Here is a 21,851-nt window from a genome sequence, read left to right on the forward strand (position 1 = left end):
TTTTTATTAATATTTGCGGATATAGATTATTTTAATTCAAAATTTATTTTTATTAAATAAATAATATCAAATTTTTATTTAAATGGTGTAATTATGAGTAAAACTTATATTTTTGGACATACAAGTCCTGATACTGATTCAATCACTTCAAGTCTTGTTATGGCTGATTTAGAGGCAAAATTAGGTAATGAAGATGTAGTGGCTTGCAGACTTGGAAATCTTAACAAGGAAACTGAATTCGTTTTGGATTACTTTGATATTGAAGCTCCTGAACTTATCGAATCCCTTGAAGCAGGTTCCGATATTATTCTTGTAGACCACAACAGTCCAAGTGAATCCATTGAAGGTCGTGAAGACTTAAACATTGTTAAAGTGGTAGATCACCACAAAATAGCATTTGAGACTTCCTCTCCTTTATTTGTTAGAGTGGAACCTGTTGGATGTACTGAAACAGTTTTATTAAAATTGTATAAGGAAAACGGATTAGTTCCTGATAAGAAAATAGCTTCCTTAATGTTATCAGCTATTATTTCAGACACATTGCTCTTAAAATCTCCTACAACTACTGATGATGATAGAAAAGCTGTTGAGGAACTTGCTGAAATCGCTGAAGTTGACTATGAAGAATACGGTTTGGAAATGTTAAAGGCAGGAACTGACTTATCCAGTTTCACAATTGATGAAATATTGTCTTTAGACGCTAAACAGATTGACTTCAAGGATGTTAAATCCATTGTTAATCAAGTCAACACTGCTGACATTAGTGAGGTAATGGCAATGAAGGATGAATTGGAGGAAGGAATCAATAAGGTCATTGAAGAAAATGATTTGGACTTGTTCATGCTTTTAATCACTGATATAGTTAACAGCAATTCTCAAGTGATTGCTCTTGGTAAGGACGCTGCACTTGTTGAAAAGGCTTATGGCGTTAAATTGGAAGACAATACTGTTTTATTGGAAGGAGTTGTCTCCCGTAAGAAACAAGTTGTTCCTATAATGACTGAAAGTGCTTAATTGCATTTTCTTCTTTCTTTTTTAATTTTCATTTATTAACTATTTTTTTCATTAGTTTTTCATTTATTAACTATTTTTTCTTTTATTCACTGTTTTTTCATTAGTTTTTCATTTATTAACTTTTTTTTTTCATTAGTTCTCATTAATTAATTATCTTTATCAATTTTTCATTAATTTTATTTCATTATTTTTTCAATTGTCTTTTCTATTTTTAAATCATAAAATAATATAAATAGTTTAAAGGTAAAAATATTAAATATAAAAAACTCAATTGGGGGAAGTGTATATGGTAAAAGTTTGTCCGGAATGTCATAGTGAAAATATAGATAATGCCCTTTTTTGCGGAAATTGCGGTTGTAATTTAGGAGAATCTTCTCCTGGAGCCAATCAAGCTAATTCCGGTTCTACAGTAACTGTTGAAAGGGAAGATTATGTAAAGGTGGACAATGCAGATTCTCCTAATGCTTCAGGTAGAATATATCAATCATATCAAAGCAATGGAACACCTGAAGTTGAAGTGATTACATCAAATCAAACTAATCAAAATACTCAAAAAACCCAACAGAATTCTTCTAAGGAGTATAAAGATGTTGAGCTTGTAAATAGTGCAAGCACTGGTCAAAATACTTCAAACACTAGTACTTGGGAGACTATTGCTTCCTGTTGTGGGGCATTAATAATTTTATTTATTATAATTTGGATTCTATCTGCCGGTTAATTATTTTAATTTAATATTTTGATTCTATGATTTAATGGATTTTTTAAATTTTAATTTTGATGATAATATGGATTTGAATGAGTTTGGAGTGGATTTGGAAAAGTCTTCTTCATTTTTATATGAAAAGCTATTGGATTTGCATCCTTGGGATAATCCTTGGGATGATTCCACATGTAAAAAACTAGTTCCCTTTTATAGGGAAAAACTTGAGGAACATTCCAAACTTAATAATATTGATTTAAATGAAGATATTGATGGATTTGATGATATTATTCGTTTTTCATCCATTTTGGATACAAGACAACTAAAGCTCATATTTATGGATGATTTAAACAGTCTTCCGTTGATTGCAGATGGGAAGTATTTAAGTGCAGATGAGAGATTGGATCTTTTAATGGAATCTAAAAGGGGACGCTTAAAGAGAATAGATGATGGTAAATATTTGTTTTTCAATCATGAAGACTAAAATTCATAAATGGTTATAAATATTAAATTTTACTAAAATTTAAGAATGATTTTTACTTTTAAGGATTATGGTTATTTATTTGCTTGATTTTTACTTTTAAGGATTATGGTTATTTATTTTTAATTATTCAGGTGTGTTTATGTTTTATAGAAAATTAGGAAAAACAGATTTGGAAGTTTCCAATATAGGATTCGGATGTATGCGTTTGCCTCATAAGGAGCATTTCTATGATATAGATGAGGAAGAAGCTACTAAAATGTTTGATTATGCTATAGATAAGGGAGTTAATTACTTCGATACAGCTTATTCCTTCCACAGTAAAAACAGAAATATTGGAGGTAATGCAGAACCCTTCCTGGGCCAATATCTTGCAGATAGGGGCATTCGTGATGATGTTGTTATTCAAACCAAATTGCCTGGATGGCTTGTAAACAAAAGGGAAGACATGGACAAGTTCCTTGATTTGCAATTGGAAAGACTTCAAACAGATTATATTGATGTCTATATGCTCCATTCCCTTAAGATTGACTTCTGGAATAAGTTATATGGCATGAATGTATTGGAGTTTTTGGATTCCATTCTGGAGGACGGAAGAGTAAAATATGTTGGTTTTTCCTTCCACGACGATTTGGATGTATTTTTCAATATTATGGATTCCTACGACAAGTGGGATGTTATTTTAACTCAGGTAAACTACTTGGATGAGGATTATAAAAGTGGTTTAGGCGGTTTGGAATTCGTTGGAATGGCAGGATTAGGTAATGTTATCATGGAGCCTCTTAGAGGAGGAAGCCTAATCACCAATATTCCTGATGAGGTTCAAAAGCTTTGGGACACTGCTGACAAGAAAAGAACTCCTGTTGAATGGGCTTTGGAATATTTATGGGATAAGCCTCTTGTAACAAGTGTCTTCAGCGGTATGAGCAATATGGAACAGGTTAAGGAAAATATTGCAATTGCTGAAAGCTGTGATGTTGATTCAATGAGTGAGCATGACAGGCAAATCTTGAAGGATGTTACCCAAGTCTATAAGTCAAGGGAGGAGATTCCTTGTACTGGTTGCAGATATTGCATGCCTTGTCACAATAAGGTGGACATTCCTCATTGCTTTAAGCAGTATAATATTGCAAAAAGCCTTGATTATATTGACAAGACTGCAGCCCCTTATTACTGGTTGGTAAATAAGGACGAAAGGGCTGACAGCTGTACCTTCTGCGGAGAATGTAATATCCAATGTCCTCAGGGAATTGACATTCCTCAGGAAATGGAAAAGGTCTATGATTTCTTCCACGAAGATGACATTTAAAAATAGTTTTTAAAACAGGTTTTCAACAGGCTTGTTTTTTATTAATTTTTTATTTAATTAGTTTTTCAATGTTTTTTATAAAACATTTTCTTTTTTCTTTTTTTAATTAGTTTTCCAATGATTTAATTAAATATTCTCTTTTTTCCACCAAATTAGGACCAAATCAGTTTTGTCCTTTGGATTTACCCAGTTTCCCCTTTCATTTTGAACAAAACTTTCCTTAAAGTAATTTATAAGATTCTTCCTGTTTTCCTCTTCAAGCTCTCCAAGTCTCCAGATGGATCTCTCTATTGCCTCATCAAAGCTATGGTATTCCTTTAGGTTCTTGCAGTCTAGCTGAATTACATTAGCTTCAATTCCAAGGCTCTTTAGCAAAAGGACTAAAATAATATAATCTGTTCCTGCCTTAAACTCTTTTCCTGCAATTTCTGCCTTTTCCTTTTTGTATTTATGTGTTGAAGAGCCGAATACTGTAATGTAAACATATTTGTTTGCAATCTGGTTAAGTTTTAAAAGGCATTCCTTGATTTCGGATATTCCATTCAGGCATCTTGAGGCAAGAACAATGTCATAGTTTCCAAGTATTTCAGGGTCCATATCCTCAATATTCATTTGGATTGTGTTGATATTGTTCAGATTATCAATTTTAGCCTTTTTATTAAGCTCCTCAAGCATTAGTTTTGACTTGTCAAGGCCTGTAAGTGATTTGACTTTTTTGGCTATTTTTCTGCTTATTGTGCCCTCTGCACAACCGACATCCAATACTGTATCATCTTTTGATAGTTTCATTTTTCCGATTAGAACATCTGGATAATCATCATGTTCCAACCATTTTCCATAGTCCTTGGCAATGTCATCCCAGTTTTTCTCCTTTTTAAAACTTTTTTTAATAGACTTTTGCCAAACCGCTTCCCAATTAACTTTAGAAATGTCTATTATGTCTTTTTCATCCATTTAAACACCTAAATAAAAGTTTTTTGACTATGGTTTTTTTTATTTAACTATTGATTTTTCATTAATTTATTTAAAAATTAATTTAATTATTTATTTTTTAATTTAATATTCATTTATTAATTTAATTGTTTATTTAATGAATTTAATTATTTTTTTTTAATGAATTTAATTATTCATTAATTATTTAATCAAATTTATTTTTCAATTTTCCACCAGTATAAAACCCAATCTGCCTTGTCTTCAGGATGGGATAATTTTCCATTTTCATCCTCTTCAAGCAGATTTTCCAAATATTTGTACAATTCCTCTTTTTCCTCTTCACTTAAATAGTCCAATCTCCATTTTCCACTTTCCATTGCTTCTTCAATACTATCATATTCTCTTTTTTGCCCAATGTTTAAGTTTATAAGATTTGGATAGATTCCCATATCTACAAGTATATTGAAGAAGTATCTATGTGATGGAAATTCATTGTATTCCTTGTTAATTGTTTTATAGAATTCCTTTTCTATTTTCCAGTTATTAGGTCCAAATAGGGTTATGTAAACATACTTGTCAGCTATTTCCTGAATGTTTTTAATGGTTTCTTTTATGTCAAGAACTCCATTCAATGATCTTGATGCAACAACAATGTCATGCTTTCCAACGGTTTCTACTGATATTTTTGTCAAGTCTTCCTCAATTGTCTTGATGTTGTCTACATTGGCTTTCTTAGCCTTTTCATTCAGTATTTCAAGCATTTTATATGCTGAATCAACACCTGTTACAGACTTTGCCTTTTTTGCAAGGGGAATTGTTATGCTTCCTTCACCGCATCCCAAATCAAGAAGGGTGTCATTTTCTGTAACATTGATTTTTTCCATAATTCTTGTATGGTAGTCATCCTTTCTTGCAGACTTTCCAAAATTTGGAGCAGCCTTGTTCCAATCCTTGGAACGGTCATTCTTTGCCTTTAGTTTATCTGCCCAAAATTCTGCCCATTCTATTTCCTCTGGATCGCTAATACATTGTTTCATTTAGATTCCTCATAAAATCAATATTATTATTAATAATTTTCTGTAAATACTAAAATTTCAGTTTCCTTTATTAATTTATTTATTTATTTATTTTCCTTTTGGATTTTATAAACGTCAGCCACTGTCAAGGTTCTCTTAAAGTCAAAACGGAAGTTTTCTATAATTGAACCTAACTCTCTCATGGTCTTTTCGAATTTTTCTGTCTTTACCGGAATTCCGCATAAGCTGTCTATGCTTTGTCCCAATTCATCTATGTATTTAGGAAATGTTTCACTGGCATGGCTTAAGAAAACTTCGTATTCCTCAGGATTTTCAATGGTTTCATTTTTAACGTTTTCCTTTAGCTTTTCATAGAAATTGTTGTAGTAGCTGTAGCTTTCCCTAAAGTCGTCTAATTTGTCAGCTATTCTATCAGACATTTTGTCAACACAGTTTTCTTTTGCTGCTTGGCTAGCTTCGCTAGCTAAAAGAGGAGCATTTGCTCTAAATATGATTGCTACTTCGTTTAAATCTTTATTTAAGCCGTTTATTGCTTTTTCAAAGGAATCAATATCTAATTTTCCATCCATTTTATCCCAACTAAATTTTTTTTAAAATTATTAAATTAAAGTTTTTATTAATTATATATTTAACACTATTTTATTTAATTTTTTATCATAGCTTTTACTAAAATTTATTTTTTTTCAAAATGTTTATAAGGCCAATTTTAAATTTTTACTTAATTCATATTATTCAGAGATTTTTATTTTTCAGGATTTTTAAAAATTTTTTTATTTTCATTCATTTTTTCATAGTAATTATTTTAAATTTTATTTAATTTTTTCATGATTTTTAAACAGTTATTTGACAAAATTTTTTTGTATATTGTAGAGAGGTCTATTTCTACTGTAAAATTTTTTTATCAAGATTTTTAAAAGCTTTTTATACATGTTTATTTTTTAAATTTTTAATTTTAATGAATTATTATATATTTTTATTTAATTTTATTATTTATTTTTATAAAAAATATAATTTCATCAATTTTTGTCCAATTTAAAGAATTTTTTTCTTAGATGTTTCACTTGAAGAAATTTTAAAATTTTACACTTGAAATGGTACCTCGGATTGTTTTTCTATTGAATATATTTTTTCTTTATAAAATAATTTTTACATTATTGAAAAATACTTTCTAAAAAAAAGGATAAGTTTTTTTAAACATTTTTTTCATATAGTTTAATTAAAAATAGCTACAATTAAATAATATTTATTTGAATAAATAGTAATTTAATTAATCATTTATTTAATTTAATTAATTTTTCTTTCATTGTTTTGAAAAATTAATAAGCTAACCTATATAATCTATATACATATCATTAATAATTTCAGTATTAGATTAAAAAAATTTTAAAATGATAATTGGTTTAATAAGATTTTTTTAAGCAGAATAATTTTGTATAAAAAAGAGTGGTTTTGATTATTTGTTTTTAAAGTGAGTTAAATGTATAAAAAGAGTAATGATTATAATTGAAATGGGAAATTTTAAAAAAAGAATTTAAGAAAATGAGAAAAATAGAATTAGAATTCTATTGTTTCTTCAATTTCCATCATGGATCTGAATTCAGCAGTTGCGTTTTTTAAGTAAAACATGCCTAATTTGAATCCTGTTTCTTCGTTATAGATTTCCTTTAACATAGGCATTGCTTCAAATGCTTTTTCCACAACTTCCTCATTGTCATCAAATTCCACTTCACCATAGTATCTTAAGAATCCTTGGCCGTCTGCTTTCAGGGAGTTGATTTCAACCTTAGGATTTGCTACCATTTGTTTGTATACCTCTTTAAAGGTTCCTACGCCAAAGTAAATCTTGTCATTGTATAACAGGTGGAAACCTAATGGTCTTACCTTTGGTTTGTCTCCGTCTACAGTTGCTAAAAAGAATACTTTTCCTTCTTCCAAGTATTTGTCCACTTTTTCAATGTCTGACATTTTTATCCCTCTTTTTAATCTGCAATAATCCTTAGATTTAATAGTGGCTATTTATCGGAATAATAGTTTTATTTTAAACTAACTATTTTCGCCCAATTTGTTTTAATAGCTATTAACTATTGTTATAAATCTGTATAATTATATTTTTTCCATTTTTTTATTTATATACTTTTATAAATTCCTTTTTTTAATAATTTGGCCAATTTTAATAATATTTCTTAAAATTTTTTTTATTAAAAATAACTGTTTTTTTCTTTATTAAAATTTTTAGGTTTAACTAAACTTTTTTTAGGCTTACATAAATTATTTTTTGGTATAACTAAATATTTGGCTTTTATTTTGAAAAATAAGGAATTTAAACCGAATACTTTATATAGTAATATGTATATAAAAATAAGTATCTGAATAAAAGTTCACTTTTTTCAGGTAGGATTGTATAATTTTTCAAAAGTTTTTGATTAGAGGTTTTTTTACCAAATTTCATATTACCATATTTTAACAAGATTTGGTTTTGGGGATTGTATTGGTAAAAAGATAAAAGAAGACAAAGTTAAATATAATTTAACCTTATTAGGTTCATTCATTTAAATTAGATTCATAAATCTATTGATTAAATTCAAATTATATTTTTTAGTCAGTAATTAAAAGTTTAGCCAGCTTTTAAATAAATCGTTTTCATTATTTCCCTTCATAAATTATAACCATAGTATTGCTAGAAAGTTTTTGATTTGTAATTATGTTAAACTTGTTTTCTTTTATTCTATTTTTTTCTTTTTTTATTTTTTTTAATTTTCTTATTCATTTCTATTTCAGGGATTTTTAATTGTTTATTTTTTTATATTTTAGCTATTTATTTCTATTTCAGGGATTTTTAATAGTTTTTTTTTAATATTTTAGCTATTTTTTCTATTTTAGGAGATTCTAATAGTTATTTTTTTATATTTTAATTATTTTTTCTATTTTAGGAGATTCTAATAGTTATTTTTTCTTATATTTTAATTATTTCTTCTATTTTAGGAGATTCTAATAGTTTATTTTTTTATATTTTAATTATTTCTTCTATTTTAGGGGGGGGTTCTGATTGTTTATTTTTTTATATTTTAATTATTTTTTTTTAATTATAGGGCATGATTTTTATTTTTAAATATATTTTTAGGTATTGCTAAACTTTTTTTAGGCTTACATAAATTATTTTTTGGTATAACTAAATATATGGGCTTTATATCAAAAATAAAGCATTTTTAATGGAATACTTTAAATATAATTAAGTCCAATATATCATTGACTGATAAAGAAAGTAGGTTATCCGATATTTTCTTTAGATTTGTCATAGCTAATATGTTTTTAAATTTGTTGCCTACTGATTTAAATAACATATTAGCGTATACCTATTTCTATTTAAAACTATTTTTATACTTATTTTTCTGTTTAAATTTCTTTCATGCTTTTTTTGACCTGATTTTTTTATTTTTTTCATTTCTTGTTTTTTAAAATTAATTAATTTTAAATAATTTAAAATAAAAAATTATATTAGGATTAAAAAAATTAATCTTTTTATTTAAATCTTATTTTAAACTGTTGTTTTTGATTTAAGTTTCTTTTTAAAAATAGTGGTTTTTTAATTTTAAGCTGTTGTTTTTGATTTAAGTTTCTTTTTTAAAATAGTGGTTTTTTAATTTTAAGCTGTTGTTTTTGATTTAAGTTTCTTTTTAAAAATAGTGGTTTTTTTTAATTTTAAGCTGTTGTTTTTGATTTAAGTTTCTTTTTAAAATAATGGTTTTTTTAATTATAGCCATTTTTTTTTTTTAAATGGCCATTCAATATTTTATGATTATTGAAAACTTTTTTAATTAACTCAAGTTTTACGTGGTATAATGGATGAATTAGAGGAAATTGTATTTAAGCATGCATTATTAAATGCTGCAAAGCATAAGGGAAGTGCAAATCCTGGAGCTGTTATGGGTTCAATAATGAGCAGTGAACCTGAATTAAGGCCTAGAGCAAAGGAGATTGGACCGATTTCAGGTAAAATCGTTGCTCAGGTTAATGCATTGTCTCCAGAGGAACAGGCAAGCAAGATGGAAGAGCTTGGAATTGCTGTGGAAGAGAAAAAGCAGAAAAAAGAGGAAGGATTGTCTGAACTTCCAGGTTCCCATGAGAATGTGGTTATGCGTTTTGCACCTAACCCTAGCGGACCATTGCATATAGGCCATGCAAGGGCTGCCATTCCAAACAGCGAATATGTCAAGAAGTATGGAGGAAAATTTATCCTGAGAATTGAGGATACAGATCCGAAACGTATCTATGAACCTGCATATGATCTTATTCAAGAGGACTTGAAATGGTTGGGAATCGATGTTGATGAGGTTTACTACCAAAGTGACCGTTTTGAAACCTATTATGAAATTGCAGAGGAACTGATTAGGCGTGAAGCTGCATATATGTGTACCTGTGATGGTGGAGACTTCAAGAAGCTTAAGGACAATTGTCAGGCATGTCCTTGTAGGGACAATTCTGTTGAGGAAAACATGGAACTTTGGAAAAAGTTCCCTGAAATGGAAGCTGGCGAAGCTGTTTTACGTGTTAAGACTGATATAAATCATAAAAATCCTGCCATTCGTGATTGGGTAGCTATGAGAATTGTTGAAGAGGAACATCCAAGACTTAAAAACAAGTATAGGGTTTATCCTATGATGAACTTTTCAGTCTCTGTTGATGACCATCTCTTGGGAATGACCCATGTTTTGAGAGGTAAGGACCATCTTGCAAACAGTGAAAAGCAGAAATATCTTTATAATCATATGGATTGGAATATTCCTGAATTTATTCACTATGGAAGGCTAAAGATGGAGGATATTGCATTAAGCACCTCTAAGGCAATGGCTGGAATTGAAGAGGGCACCTACACTGGTTGGGATGATCCAAGGCTTGGAACCTTGAGAGCAATTGCAAGACGTGGAATACAGGCTGAAACAATCACTCAATTGATGGTTGAAATCGGTGTTAAAATGTCTGATTCAGCTATCAGCTGGAAGAAAATCTATGGATTGAACAGAAATATTATTGAAGAAAAGGTAAACAGATATTTCTTTGTTGCAGATCCTGTAAAAATAGATATTGCAGAACTTCCTGATGAGGAATTGAATGCTGAGATTATAAGGCCTTTGCACCCTGATTTTGAGGATAGGGGTAACAGGACTTTATTGTTTGATAGGCAAGTCTATATTCCAAAGGCAGACTTCACTGACGGTATTTCCCGTTTAATGGATGCTGTAAATATTGAAATCAAGGGAGATGACGTTAAGTTCAACAGCAAGTCCTTTGAGGATGCAAGAGAACTTAAGGCCCGTATCATTCAATGGGTGCCAAGTGATGCAATAAAGGCTAAGGTAGTTATGGATGATGCCAGTGTTGTTGAAGGTCTTTGTGAAAAGGACGCTCAGGATTTAAAGATAGGGGATATTGTCCAATTTGAAAGATTCGGTTTTGCAAGACTTGATGAAATCAAGGACGACGAATTAATATTCTACTATGCACATAAATAAAGAAAATTCTTGCAGTCGGCACTTTCTGCAAAGCTTTAGACGAGTTGGCTAAGCTAAGAAGAGGCAAATATAGTGCCTCTGCGATATTTATAACTTTTTTATTTTAATATTCTTTTTAATTTTTTTTAGCTTTTTACATTAGCTTTTTATTTTTTTTATTTTTTTTTATAGTGTCAATCACAAGAATTGAGGGATATGATTTAAGTTTCTTAAATATATCAATTCTTTATACTCTTTTATTGTGTAAAACAAATTATTCTCTTTTTTTAAAACTTCTTTAACAGGTTTAGTGATATTGAAATTTTTTTTTTTAAAACTTTCTTAACAGGTTTAGGGATATTGAAATTTTTTTTTAAAACTTCTTTAACAGGTTTAGTGATATTGAAAATTTTTTTTAAAACTTTCTTAACAGGTTTAATGATATTGAAAAATAGAAATATAAAATAATAAAAAATCGACTAAAACTACTTTCTAGACAAGAGTCGTCCAAAAAAAGATTCCTTATTTTTACTAATCTTAAGATCTAATCTAGACTCAAAATCAGGTTCAAACAATCTTATTTTTTCTTCATAATCTCTTATCTTTTTAATATGAACCTCTTGATTGTCTGCAAGCTTAATTATATCCAGATAATACCAAATTCCAGTCTTATAGGAATTTACAGCCAATTCTTCATACTTGCCATCAAAAATGCTTTCCAAATCATCACCAAAAGTGAAAAATAGCTTAGTCAATTCGAGAATGCGGAGATACCATTCCTTATTGGCTCTTTGCGCATAAGCATCATTGCTCATTTTTCTTCTATTTGAATCTCCTGCATTCTTAAAGGTGACTGCACTTATCTGAAATATACCATACACTTCCCCTATGGATTCAATTTCTTTATCTTCATCCAAATGTTTATCTTTTATAGACTTTAGGACTTTAGGAGATATATTGATCATTTTTCTAATGTATGAAATTATTTCAGTGACTTTAGCCTTATCTGCTTTTAGATATATTATATTCAATTGTGCGTTAAAATCCTTAGGGTCTCTTTTTAAAGCAGATTCATAATAGCTTAAGGATTTTTTAGGATGAAAATCCTTAGTCTTTTCAGTTATGGAAGCTTTTTTTGACTCAAATGTTTTTTGATCAGACATCACATCATCTGTAAGCTCTATGACCTCAAATGCAGAATACTCTCTGCCGCAGCCGGTGCAAATGTAGGTTTCTTCCTTTCGGGCAAACTTATTGCTTCCACAATCCTTGCAATGAATTTCCATCATATGATATCTCCACTTTTAAGCTATTAAAATGTGAAACAATTATTTATACTTTTCAATTTCTTTAAAGAAGTCGGCATAAGGCCACAATCCTTTATCAGCCCAAAATTTCCAAATATTAAACTCATTTGTAACAACACCTGCCATAGCGCAAGCGTCTTCAAGTGTTTTTCCTTGTTTCAAATAATTTAAAACATTTTTTGACAAAATCATGAACCGAGGCAACTCATCTTTGTAAAAATCTAATGGACTTCCATTAAAAATATTAAAACCCCCTAAAATTAATTCAAATTAAAGTTATATTTTATGAAAATGCAGTTTTTGTTTTTCTTTTTTATTAATTTTCTTTTCAATAATTTTCATATTTGTACTTTTTATTATTTTTTATTTTTTTAAAAAATTTTTTTTTTAATTTTTTCCTTAAATAATTTGTCCTTTTCGCTTAAATTATCTCCTGACTGATCAAGAATATTATATACTTGCAATAAATACTCCTTAGCCCCTTCAGTATTTGATAAGTCTTCAAGGGCATTATCCATCTTTTCATATTCTCCCTTAGTATCATAACAACTTATCAAATGCAAATATGCATCCTTGTCCTGATGGAGTTCAATTTCTTTTAGGCAATACTCTTCAGCCTTATCATAATCCTTTTGTTTTGAAGCTATATGGGCTTTCTTCAACCATAATCCTTTGTATTCTGGATTGACTTCCATCAGCTTATCAAGATATTCATTAGAATTGTCATAATCATCTAAAAAGAAATAGCATACTCCCAAAAGGTATAGGACAGGTTCTGGATTTGGAAGGTATTCCAATTGAATCTTTAATATTTCAATTGCTTCAGAGTATTTCTTCTCATTATAAAGTTCCTGAACTTTGGATTGAAGATTAAGAATATTGTTAAATTCCTCTTGAGTGCAGATTTTCAATCCGCATTTTGGACAGAATTCATATGAATTATTATATGCAGTTAAACACTTCTGACATACTTTATTTTCAAGTTTTTTTCCACAAAATGGGCAAAAACTGGAATTTTCATCAATATTTTTGCCGCATTCAGGACATTCCATATCATCACCCCAAATTAGTAATTTTTTATTTTTACTTGAGAACCTTCAATGTAAATATTTGTAAGGCTTTATTTTTAAATTCATATTTTTTTACTTAATTATCAAATGTTTGTAAGGTTTTATTTTTAAATTCATATTTTTTTACTTAATTATTGAATTTATTTTATATCTTTTTTATATTTTTATGAAAGATCTTAAAAAAATTGATTTTTTGTGTATTTTTTAAAGTATTACTTTCTTTTTATTTTTTGTATTATTTTTTATTTTCTTTTCTTTTAGTTTTTATTACTCTTTATAAAGAGTATTATTTTTTTTAAGAATTTTTAGCCATTAGTAATAAGAAAAACTTTAAATAATTATTACTCCTAATTACTAATTAGCATAATATTACTTTTTTAAAAATAAGTATTATTTTTTATTATCGCTCAGCTTCTTATAATCTGATAATATTGTTTTTTAAAGTAATTTATGTCGAGAATGAAGTCACTTCTTTTCTCTCCTAATAAGATTATAATAATTTGTAGCTTTAATTAAATATTTAACTAATTAATAAGAACTAATTTAAAAACTAATTAATGTAAACTATAATCTAACTAATTAATCATAACAAATCAAAATTTAAAACGAAATTATTTATCATAAAATTGAAATACTTAATTATTATAATCTTATTTATTTTCTTCTGCTTTTTTATTGCCTATTTTAATTATTATTTTTAAATTTACTTTTTTTCATTTCAAAAGCGTTTTGGATTTTTTTTAAGAGTTTATTCATTTTAAAAAGAGTTTAGGATTATTTTTTTAGATTTTATTTATTTTAAAAAGAGTTTAGGATTATTTTTTTTAAGATTTTATTTATTTTAAAAAGAGTTTAGGATTATTTTTTTTTTAAGAGTTTATTCGTTTAAAAGGATTTTTAGATTTTTTTTAATTATTTAAAATGAGTTTAGGATTATTTTTTTAGAATTTAAAATGAGTTTAAGATTATTTTATTAAATTTTCAATCATTTACTTTGTTTTAAAAAAAGAATTTATTAATAATAAAAAGAAAAAAGAAGAATTTGATTTTGATTAATTCGGTTTAAAAGTAGTAATTTAAAAATAAAGAAAAATAAAATAGTTTAAAAAACTATTTTATTATTTAATTCGGCTTTGGATAAAAAAACTTAGTTTAAGATTTTTTTAACTGAGCTGACTTTAATCCAAACTTTTTTAGATCTGTATTTTACTCCAATGTATCCTGGTTTTAATCTTAAGATAGGGCTGGAGTATGTTTCTCCATTGTATTCGAACATAACTGTTTGACCGTTTTTAAGTTCATATAAAGTTCCATTGATATAAACCTCTTCAATGTCATTTCTCTGTTCGTTTAAGATTAACTGTTTTTGAGGACCTTCGCCAGGCTGTTTTTGAGGAGCAGATGATTTTCTGGAAGATCTGGCTTTGGATTTTTTATCACCTCTAAGATTTAATATCTTTTTGGTGTTTTCCTCTCTAAGCTTTTTGTCCTTTTCAGCTTTTTCAGTTTTCATATAATCTTCTTTGGTGTAGCTATTTGCATCTTTTTCGGAAGTTTCATCAGTAACTCCTTCATAAGACTTGTCCAATTCGGAATCAATGGTTTTGTTGTAGTCCTTGTCATTGATTTCTTTATAGATATTATCTACATCTTCATTTGGTTGATTATATGCTAAATCATTTGGCTCTTCCTCATGGATAGGAGTAATTGTGATTGTGTCTCCAATTTCCTCAATGCCATTTCCAAAGTCGTGGATATAATCATTAGGTGCTTCTACGATAGCTTCTTCAACAGGTTTTTCAGGAACTTCCTCTGAAGTGTTTCCTCCTCTGAAGTTTCTAATTGATTTGATTGCATCTCTGATTAAATCATTTCCACCAGTTTCGGTTTCATTTCCAGTGTTGAGTTTGACAAATTCATCTTCAGGACTTTCATCCTTTTTAGTCTCCTTATTCAAGAGGAGATGTAAGTCGTCATGATAAACCTCTTCTGGTTTTGGAACTTTTCTTGAAACCTTTTTAACTGTTTTAGCTTCTTCTGGTTTTTCTTCTTTAGCTTCAACTTTTTCTGTAGTGGTTTCAGCTTTTTCTTCTTTAGTTTCTGCTTTTGTTTCAGTAGCTTTTGTTTCTTCTTCTGAAGTTTTGGTTTCTGTTTTTGTTTCAGTAGCTTTTGTTTCTTCTTCTGAAGTTTTGGTTTCTTCTTTAGGTTTTTCTTCAGTAGTTTCAACTTTTTCTTCTGAAGTTTTGGTTTCTACTTTTGGTTTTTCTTCAGTGGTTTCAACTTTTTCTTCTGAAGTTTTGGTTTCTGCTTCTGTTTTTTCTTCAGTAGCTTCGACTTTTTCTTCTTTAGCTTCTGCTTTTGCTTCAGTGGTTTCACTTTCTTCTTCAGCTTCGATTTTAGCTTCTTTTTTAGTTTCCTCTAAATCTTTAGCTGGTTGAATTGACTTAACCACTTTTACATTTTCATCACTGTTGTCAACCACTAATTTTTGTGCAGTTTCAGAGGAAATAAATTCTTTTTGCGCTTCAGTCATTGGAACTTGGCGAGCTTTTACTTCACTTTCCTCCTTATTCACACTATTGATTGTAGCGGTGTGCTCAGGTTTGATAGGTTCTTGGAATGCCTTTACTTCCTCTTCCTTATTCATTTGAGCTTTAACTCTGTCTGGAGTTCTAGGAACCTTCCTGATTTTGGTTTCAGCCTTAGCAACTTTATTGTCAATTACTTCTCCTTCAACTACAGCTTGTTTAGGGATGTTTTTAGCAGCTGCAGCTCTTTGTCTAAGTAATTGGGCTGTTGAAACATTGCTTTTTCTTGCGTTTTCAGCTTCTTCCATTTTAACAGCTTTAACCCTTTGTTGTACAGGTCTTTTAGCTCTTTTGCCATCTTCAGCAACAGGTTCGTTATAGTAATCTACAAACAGGTCATTATTGGAATTTTCCTGTAATGTATTAGCATAAATTTGAGCTTCACTTAAATTTGCATATTTGTCATTAGGTGAAGCCTTTCTTGTTTTTCTAATTCTTCTTGTTTTAGTTTCTTCCCCTTCAGCTCTAATTCCCCTATCTGATCTTGTTTTTCTTTCAGGGTTTTTAGGTCTTTTTCCAGACTTTCTATTTGAATCTATGTTCTTGTGTGATTCAATGCTTCTGTTGTAGTCTGAAGTTCTAAGAAACTCTTCTAGTTTTTCCTTGTCGTCGTCTTTCTCTTTGTCCTTATAATATAATTTAACGATTATAATGGCAATTATTCCAATTAATGCAATAAGTGCCAGCAGAATCATTGTTATTTCTTTCATCTTTTTCACCGAATTAATCTTTATTTTAAAATATCGCAGTAATTTTAAATTTCTTTTAAGCCCATTTGGTTCTTAATTTTTCTTAGCTAAAAATGGATAATTTTTTGTTTTTAGATTTTTAGTTAAGTTATGGGCTAAAATAATAGTTTAAACATGTTTGCAGTAAGTTCATATCATTTTTAAAGTTTTTAATATATTAAACTATTACTGTACGATATTATTATATGTATATCTTTTTTATTTTATTTATACATTAGTTTTAATCAGAAATTTTTAATATTTTTTCCAAATAAAATTTGTCTGATTTTTCAAATTGTAAAATTTTACTGCCTTAATAGAATATTTTATATAATATTTTCAATAGATTATTAAATGTTAGATTCTTTTATTAATTAAAATATAATCTTTTAATTTAAACTCTTAGGAGAAGCGAAAATGGTAAAAATCAATGAAAATTACTTATTATTACAAAACAGTTATCTTTTTGTAGAAGTCAATAGGCGTGCAGCTAAATATATGGAAGAAAATCCTGACAGGGATGTTATTAAAATGGGTATTGGGGATGTAACCAAACCTCTTGTAAAAACTGTTATTGATGCATTCAAGGATGCTGTAGATGAAATGGCAGATGGTGAAACATTTATGGGTTACGGTCCTGAACAAGGATATGACTTCTTGGCTGAAGCCATCATTAAAAACGATTTCAACAAGTATGGGGTAGATCTTGATGTGGATGAGGTCTTTATCTCTGACGGTGCAAAATGTGATACAGGTAACATTCAGGAAATCTTTGACTTGGACAATGTGATTGCAGTGACAGACCCTGTTTATCCTGTATATGTTGATACAAATGTAATGGCTGGAAGATCCGGTCAAATCAAGGATGACGGAATGTATGAAAACATTGTATATCTTCCATGTACAGAGGAAAATGATTTCGTTCCTGAACTACCAAGTGAGGATGTTGATTTAATCTATCTCTGTTTCCCAAACAACCCTACTGGAACTACCTTGACAAAGGACCAATTAGCTAAATTCGTTGAATACGCTAAGGAAAATGATGCATTAATCTTATTTGATGCTGCATATGAAGTCTTCATCACAGAAGATGATGTGCCTCACAGCATCTATGAAATTGAAGGTGCAAAGGAAGTTGCTATCGAATTTAGAAGCTTTTCCAAGACTGCAGGATTTACAGGTACCCGTTGTGCATATACCGTTGTTCCTAAGGAAATTAAAATCAAGGATTCAGAAGGTGTTGAACAATCTGTAAACGCATTATGGAACAGAAGACAAACCACAAAATTCAATGGTGTATCCTACCCTGTTCAAAAGGCTGCTGAAGCTGTTTTCACTGAAGAAGGCCAAAAGGAAATCATGGAAAACATTGAATACTATCTTGAAAATGCCAGAATCATTCGTGAAAGCCTTTCAGATATTGGATTAAATGTTTACGGAGGAGTAAATTCCCCTTACATTTGGGTAAAAACTCCTAATGATATGGAATCCTGGGACTTCTTTGACTTGCTCCTTGAAGAGGCCAATATCGTTGGTACTCCAGGTTCAGGATTCGGTCCTAGTGGAGAAGGTTATTTAAGATTAACAGCTTTCAATACCTTGGAAAATACAAAAGAAGCTATGTCAAGAATTTCTAAATTATCTTTTTAATTTAGATTCTTAATTTTTATTTTAATTTATTAGGTGATATGATGGAAGGCAATTTTGATCTTGTTAATGAGACTGACGGTTTACAGGATATTTTTTCAAAATATGGTGCTCTTGCTTTAGAGAAACAGGACAAGTTTTCCAAACTTGTAGGCCAAGCTGAACCTGAATTGGACATTGAAGGGGGAATTGTAAAATTTGATGATATGGAATTTCCTGTTCAATTGTTAGGTTTTCTGAATCCTGATGAGTTTACTTGGTCCTGGGCTTGGGACAATGAGGAAATCGGTTTTCCAGAGGAACTTATTGAAGAGGCAAAAAATGTTAATGAATTCGGTAAAAAGCAAAATATTTCCCAATTGACTGAAAGCATGTTTGCAGCCAGCTTTGAAGAGGCTCATATTTTAGCAATGACTATCTCTGCATTATTTGAGGATGATGCATATTGCGCTGTCAATTATGGAGGTTTTGTTTTCTTTGTAACCGTAAAATCAGGAGATATTCCTTCATCTAACAGTCCTGAGGAATTTGCAAATGTATTCAATGACTTCCATCGTAGATTTGAGGTAAATCATCTCACTGCATTAGAATCCTATTCCTATTTGAAAGGATATGAATATAAGTTCAGGGATGATTTCGCATTGGTTAAGGTCGGTGATGACAGGGTCATTATCGGTTTGACTGAAAGAAGAAATATTCAATCAATCAAGGTTCTTAGAGCTTAGCTTGATTGATTTTTATTTTTTATAATCCTTTTTTTATTTTTTCCTTTCTCTTTTTTCTTGTTTTATTTTTAAGATTTGGTGATATTATGGATAAGGAATTGTTGGACGAGCTTAATTATGAGATTCAATTGCTTTTGAAGTTTGGTTTTTATTCAGATGATGAAATTTTGGAAATTATCGATGATGAATTTATAGAAGAGAATTTAAGTGAAGAGTCCATATCCAAGGTATTTTTTGAAAATAAAAAGAATTTTGAAGAGTTTGAGAATGATTCAGAAGACTTTGGGAAATTGGAGGAAGCCTTTTTGGAGCTTTCCGGAAATAAGATATTGACAATCCATAATGCAGGATATGATATTGAGGAAGGAATTCAGGATGCCTTTGAATTGTTTGTTCATCTAAGAAACAATAAGATTGATGTTGATGGATTTGCATTTTACAGTTTTGAGGACATTGAATCAGCTATTGAGGAGGAATCATTGAAAATAGCATTCGGTGACTTTGAATATGATGAAAAGAAAGGTCTTGAGATTGGAAAGAGAGTTGCAAATGCTCTTAAAAGTGCTGGATTTGACCTGTCTTGGAATGAATCAATAGATGAAAGGATAATTATTAATGATTTTAAGTGGGAAAAGGCCTATTCTGGAAAGGAATATTCAATGGACGGAGCACTTGAAACTTATATTGAATTGAACAAGGAATAAATTTGATTAAGGATTATTTTTATTTTAATTCATTTTTTTAATTTAAAAAAAGAATTTCTGATTTTTAATAGTATTTAATTCTTATTTTAACTTTAAATGGTTTTTTATTAGTATTTTCATGTTTATATTTTATTTTAAATCCGGAAATTATTGAAAGTCTTATTTTGGGGAATTTAATGAATAAAAGGTCTAAGGAAATTATAGAGGATGCTTTTTCTCAAGGCAAGTGGACCTGGCTTGAAATCGACAGCAATTCAGATTCATTGTATCTTGAGTTTGAAAAACTTAGATTCATCAGCCGCCTTGTAATCAATCAGCTTTATGATTTAAGCAATACTAACTATGAACAGGATCATAGAGGAGAATTGGCTATTCGTTTTGGTCAAAATCTTTATTTTTTCCTTTTTTACAATGAAACTGAAGATCTGGACTTTTTGGATTTGGATAATGAATATCTGGAAAGATTATTGTCTGGTGATGAGAAGATCACTGATGAGAATTCCTACTTTTTTAAAAACTTTGAACTTGATGTTAAAAACTTCAAATTTCAGGATTTGGAACTTAAGATGGATTTAATCCGCAGATTTAAAAACAGGAAGGTTTTAATCGACAGCAGTCAAAATCAGAATTATGACTTTTTCCTATGCTTTGAATGTGAAAATATTGCTGCAATTCTGGGAGGGGACATGATCAATTTCTTCAATGATTATGATGCCTTGAATGATGACGAGATAAAAAGAATTTCAAACAATTGGTATATGTATTATATGGATTACTGGAATAAGAAAGGAAGCGAAAAGGAGTATGAATTGGACTTGCTTTGTGAAGAGATTCCTTTAAAGTAATAGTTTCGATTTGATATAAAGTTTATTTAATTTTTCTTTGATTTTTATTTATTTTTTAATTAAATTATTATTAAATTTTTATTTAGTTTTTATTTGATTTTTATTTGTGATTTGGTGTATTTATGAAGGCTTTAGAACCGGGATATAATTATTTTGATGAAAATTCCTACTTTTTTGGAGAGGTTCCACATCAAAGAGCTATTGAAATAGCTGATTATGAGTTCTTTTGGAACACTCTTGATGAATTGGCTCCTTTTGGTAGTGAAGAGTCATATTTGGCATTTTCAGAACTTTGTGACTGGTTAATTGACAACCCGAATACTCCAATAATTGAATGTTTCAGATGGATTTTAGATTCATGGGACATTAAGATAGAGGATTTTAACGATTCGGTTATTGAGAATGAGAATATATTGAAGATAATCTATGATCTTGATTTTAATGATGATTTGATGATGCTTGATTATACAATCATAAGCACTGGTTTTGGACAATTGATTCTTGAGGGAAAAATAGATTTGGATGTAAAAAACATTATTCAATTGTCTATTTTACGTCAAATGAATTCCTATGTTTTAGACGCTTCTTTAGGAGACAATACTGACTGGAAATACGAAAGGTACATGTATCTTCAAAAGTTATTGGACATTCTTGAAGATGCTTGACTTTTTAATTATTATTGTTTTTTTTATTTTTTTTAATTTTTTTAATTTTTTTAGTTTTTTTAGTTTATATTATTAATTGAATTTTATTCATTGCTTGAGGTGTTTTAAATGACTGGTTTGGATTTTGATGAGGAGAGTATCGTATTAACTCCATTTATTCTTTATATTGATTATATTAACCTCCAATTTAACAATTATCTGAAGAAAAACTTTAAGGAAATCACTCCAAGGGATTTTACTTATTTGGTAAATATCTTTTATCATGAAAACATTTCCCAAAGGGAGTTGGCTGAACTTTTACATGTTTCAGAGTCTAATGTTGCCCAGATTATTAAAAGGTTGGAGAAAAATGATTTGGTCTTTAGAGTTCCTGATGAAAGGAATAAAAGTAGAAAAATCATTAATTTAACTGAAAAGGGTAAAAAGATTTATTTTAAGTTACTCAGACTTATTTTTGTAGAGGAATATAAGTTTTTTAGCAATTATGACTCTGAAGAGGTTGATAAATTTAAGCATATGATTTATGATTATTCCAATAGGGCTGTTGAAAATGCTTTGTATTTAAATTCAGATGAGGATTAATATTATTGTATTTTTACTTTTTTACCT

At 29.1% G+C, this 21,851-nt stretch carries 19 protein-coding genes; 11 read left to right on the plus strand and 8 right to left on the minus strand.

What is annotated here, in order from left to right; translation table 11 throughout:
- Window positions 1-93: 93 nt before the first annotated feature.
- From Q0138_RS04925 to Q0138_RS04940, 4 genes are all read left to right on the plus strand, one after another.
- Window positions 94-1,014 carry a manganese-dependent inorganic pyrophosphatase gene (locus tag Q0138_RS04925; protein ID WP_297981661.1) on the plus strand — a complete coding sequence of 307 codons (921 nt, stop codon included), beginning with the start codon at window positions 94-96 and terminating at the stop codon, window positions 1,012-1,014.
- A gap of 286 nt (window positions 1,015-1,300) precedes the next feature.
- Window positions 1,301-1,732, plus strand: coding sequence for a zinc-ribbon domain-containing protein (locus tag Q0138_RS04930; protein WP_297981663.1), 432 nt, complete (start codon window positions 1,301-1,303; stop codon window positions 1,730-1,732).
- A gap of 34 nt (window positions 1,733-1,766) precedes the next feature.
- On the plus strand, window positions 1,767-2,198 hold the full coding sequence (locus tag Q0138_RS04935) for a hypothetical protein (RefSeq protein WP_297981665.1): 432 nt from the start codon (window positions 1,767-1,769) through the stop codon (window positions 2,196-2,198).
- A gap of 139 nt (window positions 2,199-2,337) precedes the next feature.
- Complete coding sequence (locus Q0138_RS04940; RefSeq protein ID WP_297981666.1) at window positions 2,338-3,504, plus strand: aldo/keto reductase; 1,167 nt, start codon at window positions 2,338-2,340, stop codon at window positions 3,502-3,504.
- A gap of 126 nt (window positions 3,505-3,630) precedes the next feature.
- On the opposite strand, the gene Q0138_RS04945 is transcribed toward Q0138_RS04940, so the two are convergent.
- From Q0138_RS04945 to Q0138_RS04960, 4 genes are all read right to left on the minus strand, one after another.
- Window positions 3,631-4,458, minus strand: a complete 828-nt coding sequence (locus Q0138_RS04945) for a class I SAM-dependent methyltransferase (RefSeq protein ID WP_297981668.1) — start codon at window positions 4,456-4,458, stop codon at window positions 3,631-3,633.
- Window positions 4,459-4,652: 194 nt separating this feature from the next.
- Window positions 4,653-5,474, minus strand: a complete 822-nt coding sequence (locus tag Q0138_RS04950; RefSeq protein WP_297981670.1) for a class I SAM-dependent methyltransferase — start codon at window positions 5,472-5,474, stop codon at window positions 4,653-4,655.
- 83 nt (window positions 5,475-5,557) lie between these two features.
- Complete coding sequence (locus tag Q0138_RS04955) at window positions 5,558-6,043, minus strand: hypothetical protein (RefSeq protein ID WP_297981671.1); 486 nt, start codon at window positions 6,041-6,043, stop codon at window positions 5,558-5,560.
- A gap of 985 nt (window positions 6,044-7,028) precedes the next feature.
- Window positions 7,029-7,439 (minus strand): pyridoxamine 5'-phosphate oxidase family protein, encoded by a 411-nt coding sequence (locus tag Q0138_RS04960; RefSeq protein ID WP_297981673.1) that lies wholly within the window; start codon window positions 7,437-7,439, stop codon window positions 7,029-7,031.
- A gap of 1,874 nt (window positions 7,440-9,313) precedes the next feature.
- Here Q0138_RS04960 and Q0138_RS04965 point away from each other — a divergent pair.
- Window positions 9,314-10,984: a glutamate--tRNA ligase gene (locus tag Q0138_RS04965; protein ID WP_297981675.1), complete on the plus strand. Its 1,671-nt coding sequence runs from the start codon at window positions 9,314-9,316 to the stop codon at window positions 10,982-10,984.
- Window positions 10,985-11,448: 464 nt separating this feature from the next.
- Here the strand turns inward: Q0138_RS04965 and Q0138_RS04970 are convergent, their stop codons facing one another.
- From Q0138_RS04970 to Q0138_RS04985, 4 genes are all read right to left on the minus strand, one after another.
- Window positions 11,449-12,252: a hypothetical protein gene (locus Q0138_RS04970; protein WP_297981677.1), complete on the minus strand. Its 804-nt coding sequence runs from the start codon at window positions 12,250-12,252 to the stop codon at window positions 11,449-11,451.
- 39 nt (window positions 12,253-12,291) lie between these two features.
- Entirely contained in the window at window positions 12,292-12,474 is a 183-nt protein-coding gene (locus Q0138_RS04975; protein ID WP_297981679.1) for a hypothetical protein, read from the minus strand.
- Window positions 12,475-12,641: 167 nt separating this feature from the next.
- A complete protein-coding gene (locus Q0138_RS04980; RefSeq protein WP_297981681.1) occupies window positions 12,642-13,322 on the minus strand; it encodes a zinc ribbon domain-containing protein in 681 nt (226 codons plus the stop codon).
- Window positions 13,323-14,487: 1,165 nt separating this feature from the next.
- On the minus strand, window positions 14,488-16,638 hold the full coding sequence (locus Q0138_RS04985) for a hypothetical protein (protein WP_297981683.1): 2,151 nt from the start codon (window positions 16,636-16,638) through the stop codon (window positions 14,488-14,490).
- Window positions 16,639-17,073: 435 nt separating this feature from the next.
- Between Q0138_RS04985 and Q0138_RS04990 the strand changes: the two genes are divergently transcribed.
- The 6 genes from Q0138_RS04990 (at window position 17,074) to Q0138_RS05015 (ending at window position 21,824) form a co-directional block, all read left to right on the plus strand.
- Window positions 17,074-18,306 carry an LL-diaminopimelate aminotransferase gene (locus tag Q0138_RS04990; protein ID WP_297981685.1) on the plus strand — a complete coding sequence of 411 codons (1,233 nt, stop codon included), beginning with the start codon at window positions 17,074-17,076 and terminating at the stop codon, window positions 18,304-18,306.
- A 41-nt stretch (window positions 18,307-18,347) separates the two neighbouring features.
- Window positions 18,348-19,028 (plus strand): DUF6882 domain-containing protein, encoded by a 681-nt coding sequence (locus tag Q0138_RS04995; RefSeq protein ID WP_297981687.1) that lies wholly within the window; start codon window positions 18,348-18,350, stop codon window positions 19,026-19,028.
- Window positions 19,029-19,114: 86 nt separating this feature from the next.
- Window positions 19,115-19,732 carry a DUF6891 domain-containing protein gene (locus tag Q0138_RS05000; RefSeq protein ID WP_297981689.1) on the plus strand — a complete coding sequence of 206 codons (618 nt, stop codon included), beginning with the start codon at window positions 19,115-19,117 and terminating at the stop codon, window positions 19,730-19,732.
- A 176-nt stretch (window positions 19,733-19,908) separates the two neighbouring features.
- Entirely contained in the window at window positions 19,909-20,577 is a 669-nt protein-coding gene (locus Q0138_RS05005) for a hypothetical protein (protein WP_297981690.1), read from the plus strand.
- A gap of 122 nt (window positions 20,578-20,699) precedes the next feature.
- Window positions 20,700-21,242: a hypothetical protein gene (locus tag Q0138_RS05010; protein WP_297981691.1), complete on the plus strand. Its 543-nt coding sequence runs from the start codon at window positions 20,700-20,702 to the stop codon at window positions 21,240-21,242.
- A gap of 108 nt (window positions 21,243-21,350) precedes the next feature.
- Entirely contained in the window at window positions 21,351-21,824 is a 474-nt protein-coding gene (locus tag Q0138_RS05015) for a MarR family transcriptional regulator (protein ID WP_297981693.1), read from the plus strand.
- Window positions 21,825-21,851 lie beyond the last annotated feature (27 nt).

Source organism: uncultured Methanobrevibacter sp., from assembly GCF_937906425.1.
Taxonomy (GTDB): domain Archaea; phylum Methanobacteriota; class Methanobacteria; order Methanobacteriales; family Methanobacteriaceae; genus Methanobrevibacter.